Here is a 16,522-nt window from a genome sequence, read left to right on the forward strand (position 1 = left end):
CGTACTCCCGTGTCATCCGTGGTCAGGGTCTGGTCGGTCTACGGCGCCGGGGCGGAGAAGCCCGCGGCGCCGGCGGCGGCCTTCACGGCGACCAGCACCTTGCCGTGCGCGGCGGCCTCCTCCGTCTCGCCGAATCGGCACGTCGTGCGGAGAAACAGGAACGGCCCGTTTCCCCAGTCGCCCTGGAACGCCTCGACGACGTCGAGTTCTCCCCAGAAACGGCGACCGCGCATAGGCCGGCGGAAGGAGCTGTGGAAGTCGGCGATGAACATGTCTTCCAGCTGCCGCGCCCAGAAGTCGTCCATGGACCAGCCGTCGAAGGAGCGCATCAGCCGCCCGTCGACCGACTTCGCGATGAGGAGATAAATCATCTGGTTGTAGCAGATGTTGAACTCGACAGCGTTGAAGTGCCCGGTGTCATCGATGTAGCACGATTCGGGGATGTGGAACCGGCCGCGTACGCGGACCTGCCCGCCCTCGTCCGCCGGATCCCCCTTGACCGTCACCGTGGCCGAACCCAGGTACCGGCAATGCGGCTTGTAGACCCGAAGCACGCGTTCCAGCAGTGCCTCGTCGTCGCCGAACCTCACGGCTGCCCGATGCCGGGGTAGAACTCGTACTCGTCGTGGACGGTCACCCGGAAGGACACGGTGGGTTCGGGATTGACCGTGTGCAGGGCTCGGTGCACCAGGCTGCGGTTGTCCCAGATCAGCAGGTCGCCCTCGTCGAACCGCTGCAGGTGGATGGCGGGGTGGGTGAAGGTGGTGTCGGACTGGCCGACGGCCGTGAAGAGATCCTCCAGCAGCCCGTCGCGCAGCGCTTTACCTTCGCCGTCCACCAGTTGGAAGCTGACCGCCTCGCTGATGTAGAGCACCGGCCGGCCGGTGACCGGGTGGGGAAAGACGGTGGGGTGGGCGATCGCCGGGGTCGTTTCCTCGATCTCCGCGATGATCTCGGATATCGGGCGGTAGACGTCGGTCGGCCGTATCTTGAAATACCGCCGCACGCTGTTCAGGACGCGGGTGCCCTCGATCTCGTTCTTCAGCTTCTCGGGCAGTTGCTCGTACGCCGCCTCCAGGTCGATGAAGAGCGTACCGCGCTCGCCGCGCGGAATGACCTGGGGATAGATCAGGGTCAGGCCGAACGGGCGCGGCATGAAGGAATAGTCGTGGTGCCAGAACTTCCCCGTCTGAGGGACGCCGACCTGCTCCCCCTCCTTCTTCACGTTGGAGGAGACGAAAATCTCCCGATGCTCGGGGTGGTGGTACATCGGCTGGTAGTACGTCTCCACCTCGCCGAGACGTCTGCCCAGCGCCACGAATTCGGCCGGGTCCAGCTTCTGGTTCTTCAGCACTACGATCTTGTGGGTGTAGACGAGCTGCTTCAGCGACGCGAGGTCCGCGTCCGGTGCGCCGAGGACGTCCATGTCGTCGACGGCCACACCCATCAGGGACTTTTCCTGCGGAATAGTGATCACGTGCACTGCTCCAACCTGGCGCTCGGCACTGAGCTCAGCCTCACCGTAAAGGCGCGCCCACGCACGGACGGAGGCTCCGGTACCGAACCTGGGGTGGAGGCTGGGGTACCCCCCAGAGAAAGCCGTTCCGCGGGTGTCCGCCGGCTGCTGGCCGGCGGGTCCCGCCAACGAGACCGTCGCCCCTCCCGCCGCCGCACCCTGGGACACCCCACCGAGCCGACCACCCGCCACGCCACCGCCCTCGCTGCCCCAGGCCCGGCCACAGTCCTCACCTCCGATCCCGAGGAACCTCGCCATCCCGTGCAGAGCGCGCGTCACCGTCGTCAAGGTCTGAGCTCGGTGTGCCGGGGCGCTGCAGCGCTCGAAACGTTCGTTCCATGCCGGGCACGTGAGCAGTCAGCCTCGATGTCCCCCGCCCGGTGGTGGAGTTCCTTGCCCGGCTGCTGGCCGCGCACCGCCGGCGGATCGGCACCCCGCGCGGGAGCCGGGCGCTGGGGCCATTTCGCCAAGCCGTGCTCGTGCTGCGCTGGTTCCGCGAGGCCGGATGCGTGCACTGCCTGGCCCGCGAAGCGGGAATATCGCAGGCCACCGGCTACCGCTACCTCCACGAAGGCATCGACCTGCTGGCCGCGCGGGCCCCGGACCTGCACGAGGTCCTGGCCCGCTGCCGGGAGAAGGGCATGACCCACGTGGTCTTGGACGGCACCCTCATCTCCTGCGACCGCGTGGCCGGGGCCACCGAGCGAGGCAACGACCTGTGGTACTCCGGCAAGGCCAAGCACTTCGCCGGGAACATGCAGTTCATCGCCGCTCACAACAAGCTCCTGCGCGGTATCCGATCCCTGGGCGAACGTGCCGCGGCCGAACTCAAACAACGCTGGCGCGCACTCCAACACGTCACGATCAGCCCCAGCCGCATCGGCACCATCGCCAAAGCAGCCCTCGTCCTCAACACCTCATGGCGATGAACTCGGCTGAGAAAACCTCATAGAACCGGAACGCCGGGCGCACGGTTTTGGCCTGCGGAAACGCCGGAGGGCCGGACTGGATCCAGCGAGTATCCAGCCGCCGGAACCGGCGGGTTCTTGACCCTATTCACGCCGGATCCATTGCCCGGCGAGTGCCCACCCTGCACCCCTACGCCAGGCCGCCCGGCCCCAGGGCATTCTGCATGATCGTTCGGCAGGGTTGGCACGCTCCCCGCCCTGCCCGTATCGGCATAAGACGAGGATCGCCTCCGCGGAGCGGAGGCCCGCTTCGTCCGGCTCGACGAGGAGCCCGGCGGCGCCAGGCTCGTCTTCCGCGACACCCCGGCCCACCCCGCGGTTCGCGGGGTGGGCACCGTGCGGTGGTCTACAGGAAGGCGATCGAGGAGGCCCGGTCGTTCATGGCGTCCCCGACATACGAAGTGGATTGCTGGTACTCCTGGTGGAAGCCAGCCGTCCCGGGGGCGTCCCACAGCTCCAGCCAGCACGAGAGCGTGGTGAGCGAGCTGACGGCGTTGTTCCAGCTGCCGGACAGGTCGATCTGGAAGTCCCGGCCGTTTCCGCTCTGGCACCCGCTGGACGCCTCGAAGACCTGGGCACTGCCCCCGTAGTTCGAGTCCCTGAAGACGACGCCCAGCTGCACGGCCTGCGCCCCTGTGGTGTGGGATGCGGCGCTGAGACGGTCGGTCAGCTTCTGGTCGATGTGCTTGGCGGACAGCGGCGCGTTGGTGATCTTTCCGTCCGTGGTGGCCGCAATGGCCTCGCGGAAGGTGCCGAAGCACTGCTTGCTGCCCGAATCGACGTTGACGACACAGTTGTCGGCGCGCTGGGTCTGGTCGGTGGCGGCATTCGCGCCGGTGGTGGACAGTCCCACACTGACGACTGAGGCGGTGAGCGTCGCTAACGCGACCGTCAAACTCCGCTTGAACGTGTGGCGCATCGTAGCTCTCCCTAGGTCGAACGTCGCACCCAGTCCGGGACCCCGTTGCGGAGTCTCACTCATGAGTGCACGTCAGTTGTCGTGGGCGCGGTAGAGACGCTGTGGCGTGATGCGGCACATCTACGTCAACGTCTCGTCCGCGCGTTGTCCGGAGCGGGTTGCTCCGGACGCGTGTCCATCCTTGCCGCTGCCGCGCGGCGGTCGCATCGGCGATAGTCGCCTATGTCTCCCGGGCGCCCCGGCGTGGCGCCTGGCGGTCGGGGGTCAGGGGAGCGACAGGTTCCGGAGTTGGCGGCGGGAGGTGATGTCGAGCTTGCGGAAGATGCTGCGCAGATGTGCGTCGATGGTGCGCGGGCTCAGGAACAGCTGTGCGCCGACCTCCCTGGAGGTGGCCCCGGTGGCCACCAGCCGGGCGATGTGCAGCTCGTGGGCGGTGAGCGCATCGGTCGGCCGGGCGGTCGGCTTGCGGGGCTGCTCGCCGGCGGCGCGCAGTTCGCGGGCGGCGCGTGCCGCGTACGCCTTCATGCCCATGCCCGACAGCAGCTCGTGCGCGGTGCGCAGCTGCTCACGCGCGTCCCGGCGGCGGCGTTGGCGGCGTAACCATTCCCCGTAGACCAGGTGGGTGCGAGCGAGGTAGGCGGCCATCCGGCAGCGGCCGAGCCGCTCGATCGCCTCCAGGTAGAGCTTCTCGGCGGCCGTCCCGGTGCTGATCAACGCCCGCGACCGCGCCTCCACCCCGAGCGCCCAGTGGGTACCGCTGGCGCGAGCCCGTGAGTTGAGCAGCTCCAGCGCGGTGGCCGCGCGGGCTGGATGGCCGCTGCGCACAGCCGCCTCGACGAGCTCCGGCAGGGCGTAGCTGCTGTACACCACCTCGTCGTACTCACACACCCGCTCCGCGGCGCTCAACGCGGCGTCGTAGCTGCCCAGGCCGTTGTGCAGCACCGCCAGCGCGTACAGGGCGAAGGTGACGACGGTGCCGTCGCCCCGCTCGGTCGCGTCCTGGACGCTGGCCGCATACAGCTCGGAGACCTCGGCCCGCCCACCGCTCCAGGCGGCCAGCAGGAGCCCGGTGTTGGGAGCCGGCGCACCGCCGGTCGCCCGCGTGATCGCCGCGGACTCGGCTGCCAGCTCAGCGGCGTGCGCGGGCTCGCCGGTGAGCACGAGCACGGCGGCGTGGTGGTTGAGCGCGGTGGGGAGCGTGGCCAGCGCGCCGGTTTCGCGGGCGAGCCGGACGTTGCGGCCGGACAGTGTGTACAGTCGCTCGTCGTCCCACAGTGTCGTCGCGACACGGCAGGCCAGCCACAGCCAGCGGCGGTTGTCGCCGTCGTCCACCGCCACCGTGCGGGAACCGTGCCCCGGGCGGCCGAGGGCTTCCAGCGCCCGGCGCAGGCCGGGCACGCTCGCCTCGTATCCGTGTGTGAACCTGGTCATCAGCCCGTCGAGCAGGAGGTCGACCGGCCCCGGTGGTGTGGGCGGTGCGGGCGCTGCCCGGATGGCCTCGGCCACCTCCAGCACACCGCGGTCGCGGCCGAGCGGACCGGCGAGCATGGACGCCTCAAGCGCCTGCAGGCGGGTCTCGCGGGCCAGCGCGGCATCAAGCGGGGCGAGCGTCCTGGCGGCGTCCAGCAGCATCCCCGGCACTTGGTTGCCGCGGGTGGTGTGGAACGCCACCTGGGCGCGCAGTAACTCCACCCGGGCACGCTGCATGGCGTCCAGCGGTCCGGCCGCCGCGACTGTCGCCAGTTCCAGGGCGGCGTCGGGCGCCCCGGCGTGGTGTGTGGCGTACGCGGCGTCCAGCGCCCGGCGCGCCCGCTCTGCGGGCGCGGGGGTCAGCGCGCTCGCTCGTTCCAGGAACGCGGCCGCGGCGGCCAGCCCGCCCCGGACCCGGGCCCGGTCGGCTGAGCGTTCCAACTCCGCGGCGACCGTCTCGTCGGGCCGGAGCATGGCCTGCGCGCGGTGCCAGGCACGGCGATCGGGGTCGGCTTGTGCATCGGTCCCCGCGCCCAACGCCCAGTGCGCGCGGCGGCGCTCAGCCAGTCCAGCGGCCCAGTAGATCGCCGAGCGCACCAACGGATGCCAGAATCGCACCCTGGTGCCGATCTCCAGCAGCCCCGCCGCTTCCGCCGGTGCCGCAGCCTCGGCACCGATGCCGAGCTGCGTGGCAGCGCGCCATAACAGCGTCGGGTCGCCGAGCGGCTCCGCCGCCGCGACGAGCAGCAGCATCTGCGTGTCTCTGGGCAGACTGCCGGCCCGGCGCCGGAAGCTCTCCGCGAGTCTGTTCGGCACGCTTTGCGCGATCGGTTGCCCGAACCCGCTCAGCTCTGCCGACTCCACGCTTCGAGGCAGCTCCAGCAGCGCCAGTGGGTTCCCCCGTGCCTCGGCGACGATCCGGTCGCGCACGCCCTCATCCAGCGGGGCGTGGACGGCCGTGGCCAGCATCGCCCGCGCGTCCGTCTCGCCGAGTCCGTCCAGGCGCAGCTGCGGCAGCCCGGCGAACGTCTCAGCCTCACCCGACTCGGGGCCGGGATCACGCATCGCGAAAAACAACGCCAAACGCTCCGCGTGCAGGCGCCGCGCCGCGAACGCCAGCGTCTGCGCGGAGGCAGCGTCCAGCCACTGCGCATCATCCACCAGGTAGAGCAGAGGCTGGTCCTCCGCGACCTCTGCCAGCAGGCTGAGCGTAGCCAGTCCGACCAGGAAAGGGGCCGGCGGGGCACCGGTACGTCGCCCCAGCGCCACGTCCAGGGCGACTCGCTGCGGTTCGGGCAGCGCGTCGAGCCGGCCCAGCAGTGGCGCGCACATCTGGTGCAACCCGGCGAACGCGAATCCGATCTCGGACTCCACGCCGACCGCGTGCTCCACCCGGAACCCGCGCGCGGTGACGCCGGCGTACTCCAGCAACACCGTCTTACCGATGCCGGCCTCGCCGCGCACCACCAGCACGCCGCTGCGACCGTCGCGCGCCCGGCCCAGCAACCGGTCGACGACCTCACATTCGGCCCGCCGGCCTCGGAGCGTCGTTCCGCTCATCGGCGCCGGCCGACACACCGGGATGCCGGGCCGCCCACGTATCCCATGTCGGTCCACCCCGGCGAACCCGGGCGACTTCCTGTGGACGCGGGACGAACGGATGGGCGGCTTCCGCCTACGCGAACGCGCCGCCGCCCGTGGGACCTTTGACGACATGCCGAACTGTGCGGCAGCTTCCGGCATCGGCTGAGGAGGGCGACACGTCGAGAGTGGCGGGCCATGTCACTCATTGTCGATGATCCCGCCTCATCACGTCACCTCTTCCCGGCGTTCAGCAGCACCCCTCCACGGCCGCATCGCGCGGGCGTTGCCCACGCACGTGAAAGTGCCTTTTGCAGGCCCTCTCATACTCACTCATGATGAGGTTACGCACTGCTAGTGAGGTGAGGAAGATGGTTGAGCAATCGACACGATCCACGGGGTCGCAGGTCGTCATCGAGGTGTGGGCTGACCTGGGCTGCCCTTGGTGCTACGTCGGAAAGCACCGGCTCCAGGCCGCGATCTCACAGCGCCCGGATGCGGATCGGTTCAAGATCATGATGCGATCCTTCGAGCTAGACCCGGAGGCGCCGCAGGAGCTGGAGAAGAACGAGGAGAGCTTCATCCGGACCCACGGCGGCACCGCCGCCCACGTCCTCCAGGCGGAGCGCCAGATGCAAGCCATGGCCCGCAAGGAGGGGCTCGAGTACTCTCTGGACCGCCTGAACGCCAACACGTTCGGCTTGCACCGCGTGGTGCAGTACGCCAACGATCAGGGCCGCGGGTTCGAGTTCTTCTCCGATGCCCAGGACGGCTTCTTCGCGGGCACCCTCAACCCCTACGACGCGGACGCGCTGGCAGGCGTCGCGGAGTCGGTCGGGCTGGACGGGCCGCGAGATCCTCACGAGCAACGAGTACGCCGACCGTGTGCGCGCCGACCGCCGCGCGGGTGTGGAGTTGGGCGCGACCGGCGTTCCGTTCGTCGTCCTCGACCGCCGGGTCGCCGCCCCCGGCGCGCAGAAGGTCGCCGTCTATGCCCGGTTGCTGGAGCAGGCGGCCGGGCCCGTGCCGAGTGAGCGTGTGTCATGAGCAAGGCGAAGGACGGGCTTCAGATCGTGGCGGCTCCCGTCGGCGGGTGGTGCGATCCCCACACCGGGGTGTGCCACATCGACACCGCCGACGAGGCGGCGAGCGCCGAGGCGGACAACGAGGTGCCGCGGGCGACGTGCTCGATGTACCCAACGCTGCGGACCGATGAGTGCCACCGGCACCTCAGCCTGCCGACGCGCTGACCGCGGCCTTGGCTCGGCCGACTCCGGTCAGCTCGCTTGCGGCCCGGTTGCCGGCGATCTCGCCGTGGTGGGTGGCGGCCCAATCGGCCATCGCCATCACCGCGTCGATCAGCGACCGGCCCAGGTCCGTCAGCTCGTACTCCACTCGCGGCGGGACCTCGGCGTACGCGGTCCGGGTGAGCAGGCCGTCGCGTTCGAGATGCTTGAGCGTCTGGGTCAGCATCCGCTGGGAGATCCCCGGGATGCTCGCCTGCAAGTCGGAGTAGCGCAATGAGCCGGCGCTCAGGGTGCTGATGGTCAACACCGTCCACTTGTCGCCGACGCGGTCGAGCACCTCACGGATGAAGGCGCTGTCCTCCGGCCATGCCTGACACGGACCACTGATCTGTCGCGCTGACGCCATCCCGATTCCCTCTCATCCGGGTGCAACCGCACTACCAGTATGTAACGCCCGCGGGGCGACCACGCACCAATCCACGACTCCGGCCCTCTCCCTGGTCACCGGAGCGCGCTCTCAAACCACTCTGAAGGAACCCCTCCATGTCCTGCCTGCTTCACATCGGCTCACCCGCGCTCGGTGAGGCCTCGGTCTCCCGCCAGGCCGCCCGGTCCTTCCGCGAAGGCCGGGAGCGCAAGGTCGGTCACCGCGACCTCGGCGCCGCACCCGTACCCCACCTCAGCGCGGCCGGAATCACCGCACGCGTCACACCTCGATTCAATGGAGAGTGATCTTTGTGAATGCACACGACACCATCGTGGTCGGCGCGGGCCCGGTCGGGCTGTGGACGGCGGCGGAACTGGCCCTGGGCGGCGGGCGACCGCTGGTCCTGGAACGGGCCGAGCAGCGCAGCCCGCACTCGAAGGCGCTGGCCATCCACCCGCGCACGATCGAGGTACTGGCGATGCGCGGGCAGGAACAGGCCTTCCTCGACGGCGGTCTGCCCGTGCCGGACGGGCACTTCGGCATGCTGCCTGTTCGCCTGGACTTCCGAGAGCTGGCCACGCCGTTCCCGTTCATGCTCGCGCACCCGCAACTGCGCACCGAGGAACTGCTCGAACAGCACGCCCTGGCCCTCGGGGTGGTGATCCGGCGCGGGCACCAGGTGTCCGGGCTGAGCCAGGGCGAACAGGGCGTGACGCTGCGGGTCAGCGGGCCGGACGGCGAGTACGAGATCACCGCGGACCACGTGGTCGGGGCGGACGGCGCGGGCAGCACCGTGCGCCAGGCGGCGGGCATCGACTTCCCCGGCACCGACTCGACCGTCTTCGGCTTCCTCGGCGACGTCGAGCTGGCCGACCCGCCAGAGCAGCCGGGCTCCTGGCACAACGAACACGGCGCGCTGATCGTGGCCCCGATCCCCGGCGGGCACTACCGCGTCACCGGGTACGCCCCGTCAGCTCCCACCCCAACCCTGGAGTCCCTGCGGGAGACGGCGCAACGGATCGCGGGCACGGACTTCGGCCTGCACTCCCCGGTGTGGCTGTCCCGTTTCGGCAACGCCACCCGGCTCGCGGCGGAGTACCGGAAGGGCCGGGTGTTTCTGGCGGGCGACGCCGCGCACATGCACTTCCCGGCGGGTGGCATCGGACTGAACGTGGGCCTGCAGGACGCGATGAACCTGGGCTGGAAACTGGCCGCGGTCCAGCAGGGCCGGGCGGACGCGGCCCTGCTGGACACCTACCACCCGGAACGCCACCCCGTCGGCGTGGCCCTGGGCGAACACACCAAGGCCCAGACCGCCCTGATCACCGCCACCAGCGAGGAGGGCCTGTCCCTGCGTCGGTTCATGGCGGATCTGCTGCGCACCCATCCCGACGTGGCGACCGCACTGGCCCACACGGTGACCGCGCTGGACGTGCGCTATCCGGGCACCCATCCCCTGGCAGGCCGGCGCCTCCCCGCCACCACCCGCGAGCAGCTCCACCTGCTGCGCGCGGGCCGCCCGGTGCTGCTGGCCCCGGAAGCCAGCCCGGCGTTGAAGGACCTGGCCACGAGCGCGGACCTCCGGTTGTACGAGACCGAGCTGCCCTGGCCCACGGCCGCCGCGCTGATACGCCCGGACGGGCACCTATGGGCCGCCGGGAACACTGCCGGGCAGTTGGCGGACGCCATGGCGGAACTGCCCCTGGCCTGACAGAAAGAGGCGGCCCCCGGGAAAGCTCTCCCGGGGGCCGCGGCACCGTCGTCTACGCGACCGGCGACTCCTCCATGGTCACCGCCACAGCCATCGGCACCGGGGCGCTGGTATGCCCCGAAGCTCCACCAGGCGACCGCGGGACTGGGACGAACACCAGGTCCGCCGCTACACCCCCTGGCTGCGCTGGCTGACCCTCGCGATGCTCGCGCACTCCTTCCTCGCCGCCATCCGCGCCAGGACGCGGAGTGGGAGGCCGTCCGCCCGCTGCTGCCGTTGCCGGCCCGGCTGTCCGGGCGAGGCGGGTAGCCGGAGGGCTACTGTGACCGGCAGATGGTCGATGCGATCCGCTACGTCGCGGACAACGGCATCAAGTGGCGAGCCGTTCCGGTCGACTTCTGAACACCCCCGGTTCCAACGGCACCGCCCAGCCCTGCTCCACCAGCCGCCGCGCCTTCGACCGCACCCCCGCGACCTTGGCAGGCACCGGCTCCAGACCCGGGCGGCTCCGCCCAGCGGCCCACGGGGGCGGCGACGGTGCCGTTCACACACGCCGGGTCCCCGGGGTGCGTTCCCCCGATTGCTCGGCCGGCGCGGGCGTACACGCCGTCCGCCCGCGCCCCGTGCGCTGACTCGCCGTTGAGCGCTCTCCAGCCAAAATCCAGCCACGGTACGCCAACGGGGGCGGCCCGGATTCAGACCACCCCCGCTGACCTGGTGGTTTGCTAATTCGCCGGAACCACGGCATCGCGTGGCCTATACGTTGAAGCGAAACTCCGCCACATCGCCGACCCCCATCGCGTATTACTTGCCCGCGGGTCGCCGACAGAATCGGCGGTGACGAGGTCGCCGCGGGAGGTGACCTCCATCTTGATGAAGCCCTGCCAAAACGTCGAAAGCGGGCACGCGGTAGGCGAAGGGCCATCAACCCGCTGGTCACAGCCGTTCCCACCCGCTTAGCGCGCCACCAGGGGCGGACGTACGGTTGAGCATCACCTATCTACCGGTTTAGTCGGGTGATCATCTGAATCACCAGTCGCCCACCCCCGACCAGCGGTTCTCCCTGTTCCCATGTTCTGGGTCCCCCGCCGGGGGCACTTCGGAACAAACTGCTGACCTGCGGGGAATGCAGGCCAGCAGCTCTTTTTGTGTCGTATTCCGCCCCATGAGGTTTGACGCTCTCAGGTATCAGGGACGCACCGGGTCGATACCCTGCAACGTCGGTGTCACCGGCTTGATGGTGCCATCGGCGTTGAACGTGAGCCGGTCGATCGCGGTCTCCCGGTGTGTGCCATCACCGTTCGGGATGGCGAACCGGTGGTACGCGATGTACCACTCGTCCCGCCCCGGTGCCTGGACCACGGAGCAGTGGCCGGTGCCCTTGATCCCGAGCGAGAGGTCCTTGCGCAGAATGACCTGTTTGCGGCTCCACGGGCCCGTCGGCGATGGCCCCGTCGCGTAGGCGACCTGGTAGTTCTCGCTGCGGGTGTCGTTCTCTGACCACAGGAAGTAGTAGCGCCCCTCGCGCTTGAACACGAAGGCGGCTTCGTTGTAGCCGCTCGGCTGGTACGTCTCCACCTTTGCCCGGTCGAAGGAGACCATGTCCGCGTTCAACGGAACCTGGTGCGCATATCCCTGGCCCCAGTAGAGGTAGGGCTGCCCGTCGTCGTCGGTGAACACCGCGGGGTCGATCATCTGCCCGCCGAAGGATCCCGCCGAGACCAGGGGTCGCCCCAGCGCGTCCCGGAACGGGCCCGCCGGTGAGTCGGCGACCGCGACGCCCAGGTTCTTGCGGGTGTCACCGCTGGCCTTGCCGCCGCTGAAGTAGAAGTAGTACTTGCCGTCGCGTTCCGCGATGGCCGGCGCCCAGGCGTTGCGGTCCGCCCAGGAGACGTCCTCGCCGAGGTCGAGGATCACCCCGTGGTCGGTCCAGTTGACCAGGTCCGGGGAGGAGAAGGCCTTGAACTGCGTGCCGCTCCAGCCGTCGAACCCGTCCGTGGTCGGGTAGATCCAGAACCGGTCGTCGAAGAAGGCGACGTTGGGGTCGGCGTACAGACCAGGCAGCGCCGGGTTGTTGTTGCCGCCCTCACCGTCGTGGTCGAACCCGAACATCTGGTTGGTGCCGCCGTGGCAGGACCATTGCTGTGTGCGGGCTCCGTCCTCGCTCGAAACGCCGGACACGTCCAGGCACTTCCCGCTGTGCCGGGCCACCACCGACACGTGTCCGTCACCGGCGTCGCGCAGCTGCCACTGCTGGTTCGTCCCGTCATGGCAGGACCACTGCAGCACCCTGGCGCCGTCGGCGGTCGAGCTGCCCTCCACGTCCAGGCACTTGCCGGAGTGCTGCGCGACCACCTGCACGTGGCCGTTGCCCACCTCCCGCAGGTCCCACATCTGGTTCGTGCCGCCGTCGCAGGGCCACTGGCCGGTCTCCGCGCCGTCGCTGGTCGAGCCGCCGACCACCGCAACGCATTTCCCGCTGTGCAGGGCGGCGAGGGAAGTCGGCTCGTCCGCATGCGCCTGCCCGCTGAGCGGCGCGGACAGCACCAGGCCGAGGGCTGCGGTCAGCGCGGCCTTGAGGGGCCTGCTCATCCGATGTCCTCTCCGTGCGGGGTTCATGCCGCACTCCGTCGCCACTGCTGGTTGGTGCCGCCGTGGCAGGACCACTGGAGCAACCGGGCTCCGTCGGCGCTGGAACTGCTGGAGACGTCCACGCACTTTCCGCTGTGCCGGGCGACCAGCGACACGTATCCGTCACCGGCGTCGCGCAGCTGCCACTGCTGGTTCGTCCCGTCATGGCAGGACCACTGCTGCAACGTGGCACCGTCCGCGGTCGAGCTGGAGGCCACATCCAGGCACTTCCCCGAATGCTGCGCCACCAGCTGCACATAGCCGTTGCCCAGATCCCGCGGCGTCCACTGCTGGTTCGTCCCGTCATGGCAGGACCACTGCTGCAACGTGGCACCGTCCGCGGTCGAGCTGCTCGCCACGTCGGCGCATTTCCCGCTATGCCGGGCGGCGAGGGTGACCGCGTCGCCACCGCCGCCGGCGTACGTCTGCTCCAGCCGGTCGTATTCGGCCGCCGTGACCGGCACCACCGTGCCGTGGCGCGGTGAGGACGGCAGGTCATACGAGGAGGACTCGGTCCACCGGCCGCCGGCGAGGTCGGTGGTTTCGAACGGTACGTACCCGCGGCCGCCGTACTCGTCGATGAACTGGTACCAGCGGTCCTCGGTGTTGGACTTGAACACCAGCGGGCCCTCGCCCTGGTTGATCGTCCCCCGCCCGATGCACTCGGCCTGCAGCCGCCAGTCGGTGCTGGTCAGCGAGGTCGAGGTGTGCGAGGTGATGTACTTGCCGCACGTGGCGCCGTCCCGCTCGTCCTTGGTGTATCGGTAGTACGTGCCGTCGTGCTCAAGCACCGTGGAATCGATCACCGAGTAGCCCGGGTTGTACCACTCCCTTGCCGGGCTGAACGTCCGGAAGTCCTGGGTGGTGGCATACATCATCCGGTTGTACGAGCTTCCGGTGTGGTCCGGGTCGTCGGCGGCGTAGATCTTGGACGCCCAGAACACCACGTACGCGCCGAGCGACTCGTCGTAGAACGCTTCGGGCGCCCAGGTGTTGCCGGCGGTGTCCGGCGAGACGCGCTCCAGCCGCGGCGTGCTCCAGTTCACCAGGTCGTCCGACTCGGAGACCACGATGGACTTGCTCCCGTGCCGCTGGGCCCGATTCCAGTCCCCGTTGCCGTAAATCCGCAGATCAGTGGCGATTTGATAGAATTTGGAGCCGTCCGCGGACCGGATGATGAACGGGTCACGCATCCCCCGTTCGCCGACCCCGGAGGTGAGCACCGGGTTGCCGCCGTTGAGTTCGCGCCAGTGCAGGGGATCGTTGCCTCGGCTCAGCGCGAAGTAGATCTGCTCGCCGTTGCTCGAACCCTCACCGGTGAAGTAGGTGAACAGGTACCCCGCGTACGGCTCGGACTCTTGCGCCGCGCTGGCGGGGATGTGGACCAGCAGTCCTGCCGCGAGCGCGATGGCCGCAGTCACTGCCTTGTGGATCACCAGTCGTGATCTCGTCAAGCGCATTTTCGGCCTCCTCATCAGTGAGGGTCGATGAGAGTGTGAGCACTTACACTGAACGTCCGTTCGTGTGACGGACCCTGACCGGGCAGCAGCGCGTGCTGCTGCCCGGAAGCGCCGTGGAGGTGTCAGGTGGTGGTGCCGACTTCCAGGTAGTCGACGTTGGGCAGCCCTGCTGCTGTGGTGGGGTCGAGCCGGATGGTGTTGTCGCCCTCGTCGAGTGACACGGTGAGGGTTTTGGTGGCCCAGGTGGACCAGGCACCGGTGGATTCGAACGAGACGGTGTCCACCGTGGTCCCGTTGACGACCAGGTTCGCCGGCCGGGCGTTTCCGTCGCTGGCGCCGTTGGCGAAGCGGACCTCCACCGTGGCCGTACCGGCGTCTGCCTCCGGGGTCACCGTGAACTGTGCGTAGGCACCCGCGGCCTGGTCACCGTTGCAGAACCCGGTGCCGGAGAAGCCGGCGTGGTCCGAGTCGATCGTGCCCTGGCACTCCGCCGCTGCGGACTCTGCCTCGTAACGCGGCCCCGGCGGCTCCGGCGGCGGGCCGTCGTCGGTCTTGACGAGGGAGAGTTGGTCGACGGTGAAGCCGCCGGAACCCGACGCCCGGACGGTGACGGTGGCGGCCCCGCTGGGCAGCTCGATGCCGGTCAGCTCGCGCTGGGTCCAGCCGCCGGACGACGGGACGCTCAGGGTGCGTTGACTGCCGTTGGCGCCGGTGACCACGACCTGCCCGGAGCTGCCCCGAGCGTGCAGGGACAGGGTGTACTCGCCGCTGGGCACGGACTCGATGCGCTGCTCGACGCCGCCGCTGTCACCGACCTGGAGTGCGAAGCGGGACCCGTTCGCGCCGCCCTCGACGTTTGTCGACCAGCCGCCGGTCCGCTGCCATCCCCGTACGTTGGAGACGATGATGCGGTCGGCCTGGATGTCCGGGTTGAGGATGTAGTTGTTCGCCGGCCCGGCGCGCCATTCTCCGGTCGTGGCGTTGAACTGCCACTGGCTCATGGAGTGGAACTCCGGCCGTGAGCCGGTCTTGGTGATCGGTACCCACTGGTTGTATCCGATGCCGTTCCAGGCGAAGTCGGCCCAGCGGTCGCCGGCGTAGATCACCGTGCTCTGCTCGGTGCCGTTGACCGTCACGAAGAACCCGGTCTGGGTCACGTGGCTGTAGTCCATCTCGGTGCCGTCGAGTACGAACTCGCCGGAATAGTCACCCTGGATGTTGCCGCTGGTCGACTCGTTGACGTAATTGACCGAGGTGTTCCAGCCGTGCAGGTCCGACGCCGCGTGGTAATACTTGCCGTCGAGCTTGAACATGGCGTTGCCCTCGCGGCCGTCGCCGCGGCGGATCTCCACGCCGGGCTCGATCCGCAGCGAGTCGGACTCCCGGAACTTCGACACAAAGCCGCGCGAGCGTCCTTCGCGGTTGGAGAAGATCAGGTAGTCCGTGCCGTCGTCGTCGGTGAAGACGGTCTGGTCTCCGGTGCCGGACGTCGGCGAGTTCTCGACCCAGGTCTGGAAGTGGCCGAAGTCGAAGCTGTCGGTCGGCGAGTCGCCCTGCAGCAGCAAAACGCCGTGCCCGCCCCGGCCGGGGTGCCACATCTGGACGGCGAGCACGTACTTGCCGGTGTTCTCGTTGTAGGTGACACCGAGCCGCCCGATCCAGCCCGCACCACCCATGGTGGCGCCGTCGCCGGCGTCGGTGGAGGTCGTCGCGACGCGGTTTTCGAACTTCCAGTTCACCAGGTCCTGCGACGAGTACACCGGGATGGACCTGAAGCTGACCTGGTCGTCGTACTTCCGCGTCGGATTGGCCCGGTAGGACTCGGCGCCGAGGTAGTGCACGCCGTACCAGTAGTAGGTGTCGCCGAACTTGAAGACCCCGCCGCCCTGAGAGTAGATGGGATTGCCGTCGGTGTCGTTCCAGAAGGTGTCGTTGGTGATGGTCTCGAACGACGACTGGAGCGGCTCCAGCTCGGAGGCGGCCGTTTGCAGCTTCGTCTTGGCGGCCGCCACGTCCGACTTGCTGGCCGACGTGTCGTCCGCGACAACGTCCGCGGCGGTCAACGCCTTGGCGAAGGGTGCCCAGGATTCGGCCGTGTAGTCCGCCTTGTCGCGTGATTGGTAGTCCGAGACCAGGTGATCGAAGCCGCGCTCCTGCACCGGTTTGGCTTCGGGACCCTGATCGTTGAGCCTTGTTGCCGGCGGCGCTGCTGCCGGTGTCTGCGTTGCTGTTGTCTGCGCCGCCGGTGTCTGCGCCGCGGTCGTGCTCGCGGAGAGCGGAACCGCCAACGCCATGGACAATGCGACGGCGGCCCCGAGTTTCGAGGCCTTGCTGAGCGGTTTCATCAATTCCTCCCGATGGCAGGGTTGGGGAAGGTGTCCACGTGCGCCGGCGCGCGGCGCTGATCGGGCCGGGCCGTACGGCGCCGGCGCACGTGGACACGTGACTCGCTCGTCCGTCACCTACCGGGGTAGGTGATGTCGGGCCGCGGGGGTTGTGTCATGCCGGCGCCGAGGAAGTAGTCGACGTGGTGGGATTGCATGTAGCCCTTGACGGTCATGTCGTTGCGGTAGGCGGGGTTGTGCGCCAGCG

At 69.2% G+C, this 16,522-nt stretch carries 11 protein-coding genes and 3 pseudogenes; 5 read left to right on the top strand and 9 right to left on the bottom strand.

All coding sequences use genetic code 11. From position 1 onward, the window contains the following. Window positions 1–38: 38 nt before the first annotated feature. Both ABD317_RS04460 and scoE read right to left on the bottom strand, forming a co-directional pair. Entirely contained in the window at window positions 39–590 is a 552-nt protein-coding gene (locus ABD317_RS04460) for an FcoT family thioesterase (RefSeq protein WP_344288018.1), read from the bottom strand. Further along, complete coding sequence (gene scoE, locus ABD317_RS04465; RefSeq protein ID WP_425582265.1) at window positions 587–1,477, bottom strand: (3R)-3-[(carboxymethyl)amino]fatty acid oxygenase/decarboxylase; 891 nt, start codon at window positions 1,475–1,477, stop codon at window positions 587–589. Before scoE ends, ABD317_RS04460 begins: the two co-directional genes overlap by 4 nt. Window positions 1,478–1,896: 419 nt before the next feature. Here scoE and ABD317_RS04470 point away from each other — a divergent pair, with 419 nt between their 5' ends. After that, window positions 1,897–2,445, top strand: coding sequence for a hypothetical protein (locus ABD317_RS04470; protein WP_344288022.1), 549 nt, complete (start codon window positions 1,897–1,899; stop codon window positions 2,443–2,445). Window positions 2,446–2,830: 385 nt separating this feature from the next. Here ABD317_RS04470 and ABD317_RS04475 read toward each other — a convergent pair whose 3' ends face one another. Together ABD317_RS04475 and ABD317_RS04480 are read right to left on the bottom strand one after the other, a co-directional pair. Further along, entirely contained in the window at window positions 2,831–3,337 is a 507-nt protein-coding gene (locus ABD317_RS04475) for a hypothetical protein (RefSeq protein WP_344288024.1), read from the bottom strand. 330 nt (window positions 3,338–3,667) lie between these two features. Beyond that, on the bottom strand, window positions 3,668–6,433 hold the full coding sequence (locus ABD317_RS04480) for a helix-turn-helix transcriptional regulator (RefSeq protein WP_344288026.1): 2,766 nt from the start codon (window positions 6,431–6,433) through the stop codon (window positions 3,668–3,670). A 392-nt stretch (window positions 6,434–6,825) separates the two neighbouring features. Here ABD317_RS04480 and ABD317_RS04485 point away from each other — a divergent pair. The 3 genes and pseudogenes from ABD317_RS04485 to ABD317_RS04490 form a co-directional block, all read left to right on the top strand. Next, window positions 6,826–7,287, top strand: a pseudogene (locus ABD317_RS04485) (DsbA family protein); the annotation flags it as partial. Continuing rightward, window positions 7,214–7,501, top strand: a complete 288-nt coding sequence (locus ABD317_RS37740) for a DsbA family oxidoreductase (RefSeq protein ID WP_425582267.1) — start codon at window positions 7,214–7,216, stop codon at window positions 7,499–7,501. The pseudogene ABD317_RS04485 and the gene ABD317_RS37740, both read left to right, overlap by 74 nt. Next, a complete protein-coding gene (locus tag ABD317_RS04490) occupies window positions 7,498–7,704 on the top strand; it encodes a hypothetical protein (RefSeq protein WP_344288030.1) in 207 nt (68 codons plus the stop codon). The genes ABD317_RS37740 and ABD317_RS04490 overlap by 4 nt, the downstream gene beginning before the upstream one ends. On the opposite strand, the gene ABD317_RS04495 is transcribed toward ABD317_RS04490, so the two are convergent. Further along, the gene (locus tag ABD317_RS04495) at window positions 7,685–8,107 is read right to left on the bottom strand and encodes a winged helix-turn-helix transcriptional regulator (RefSeq protein ID WP_344288032.1); all 423 of its coding nucleotides are present in this window, start codon (window positions 8,105–8,107) and stop codon (window positions 7,685–7,687) included. The genes ABD317_RS04490 and ABD317_RS04495 overlap by 20 nt on opposite strands. Window positions 8,108–8,438: 331 nt before the next feature. Here ABD317_RS04495 and ABD317_RS04500 point away from each other — a divergent pair, with 331 nt between their 5' ends. Continuing rightward, window positions 8,439–9,839, top strand: coding sequence for an FAD-dependent monooxygenase (locus tag ABD317_RS04500; protein WP_344288034.1), 1,401 nt, complete (start codon window positions 8,439–8,441; stop codon window positions 9,837–9,839). A gap of 1,188 nt (window positions 9,840–11,027) precedes the next feature. Here the strand turns inward: ABD317_RS04500 and ABD317_RS04510 are convergent. From ABD317_RS04510 to ABD317_RS04525, 4 genes and pseudogenes are all read right to left on the bottom strand, one after another. Continuing rightward, a pseudogene (locus tag ABD317_RS04510) lies at window positions 11,028–11,912 on the bottom strand (family 43 glycosylhydrolase); the annotation flags it as partial. Between the two features lie 18 nt (window positions 11,913–11,930). Next, window positions 11,931–12,458, bottom strand: a pseudogene (locus ABD317_RS04515) (RICIN domain-containing protein); the annotation flags it as partial. After that, the gene (locus ABD317_RS04520) at window positions 12,455–13,930 is read right to left on the bottom strand and encodes an RICIN domain-containing protein (RefSeq protein ID WP_425582266.1); all 1,476 of its coding nucleotides are present in this window, start codon (window positions 13,928–13,930) and stop codon (window positions 12,455–12,457) included. The pseudogene ABD317_RS04515 and the gene ABD317_RS04520, both read right to left, overlap by 4 nt. 122 nt (window positions 13,931–14,052) lie before the next feature. Beyond that, window positions 14,053–16,089, bottom strand: coding sequence for a family 43 glycosylhydrolase (locus ABD317_RS04525; RefSeq protein WP_344288038.1), 2,037 nt, complete (start codon window positions 16,087–16,089; stop codon window positions 14,053–14,055). Window positions 16,090–16,522: the final 433 nt, after the last annotated feature.

It is taken from the genome of Streptomyces synnematoformans (assembly GCF_039531005.1).
In the GTDB taxonomy this organism is placed as follows: domain Bacteria; phylum Actinomycetota; class Actinomycetes; order Streptomycetales; family Streptomycetaceae; genus Streptomyces; species Streptomyces synnematoformans.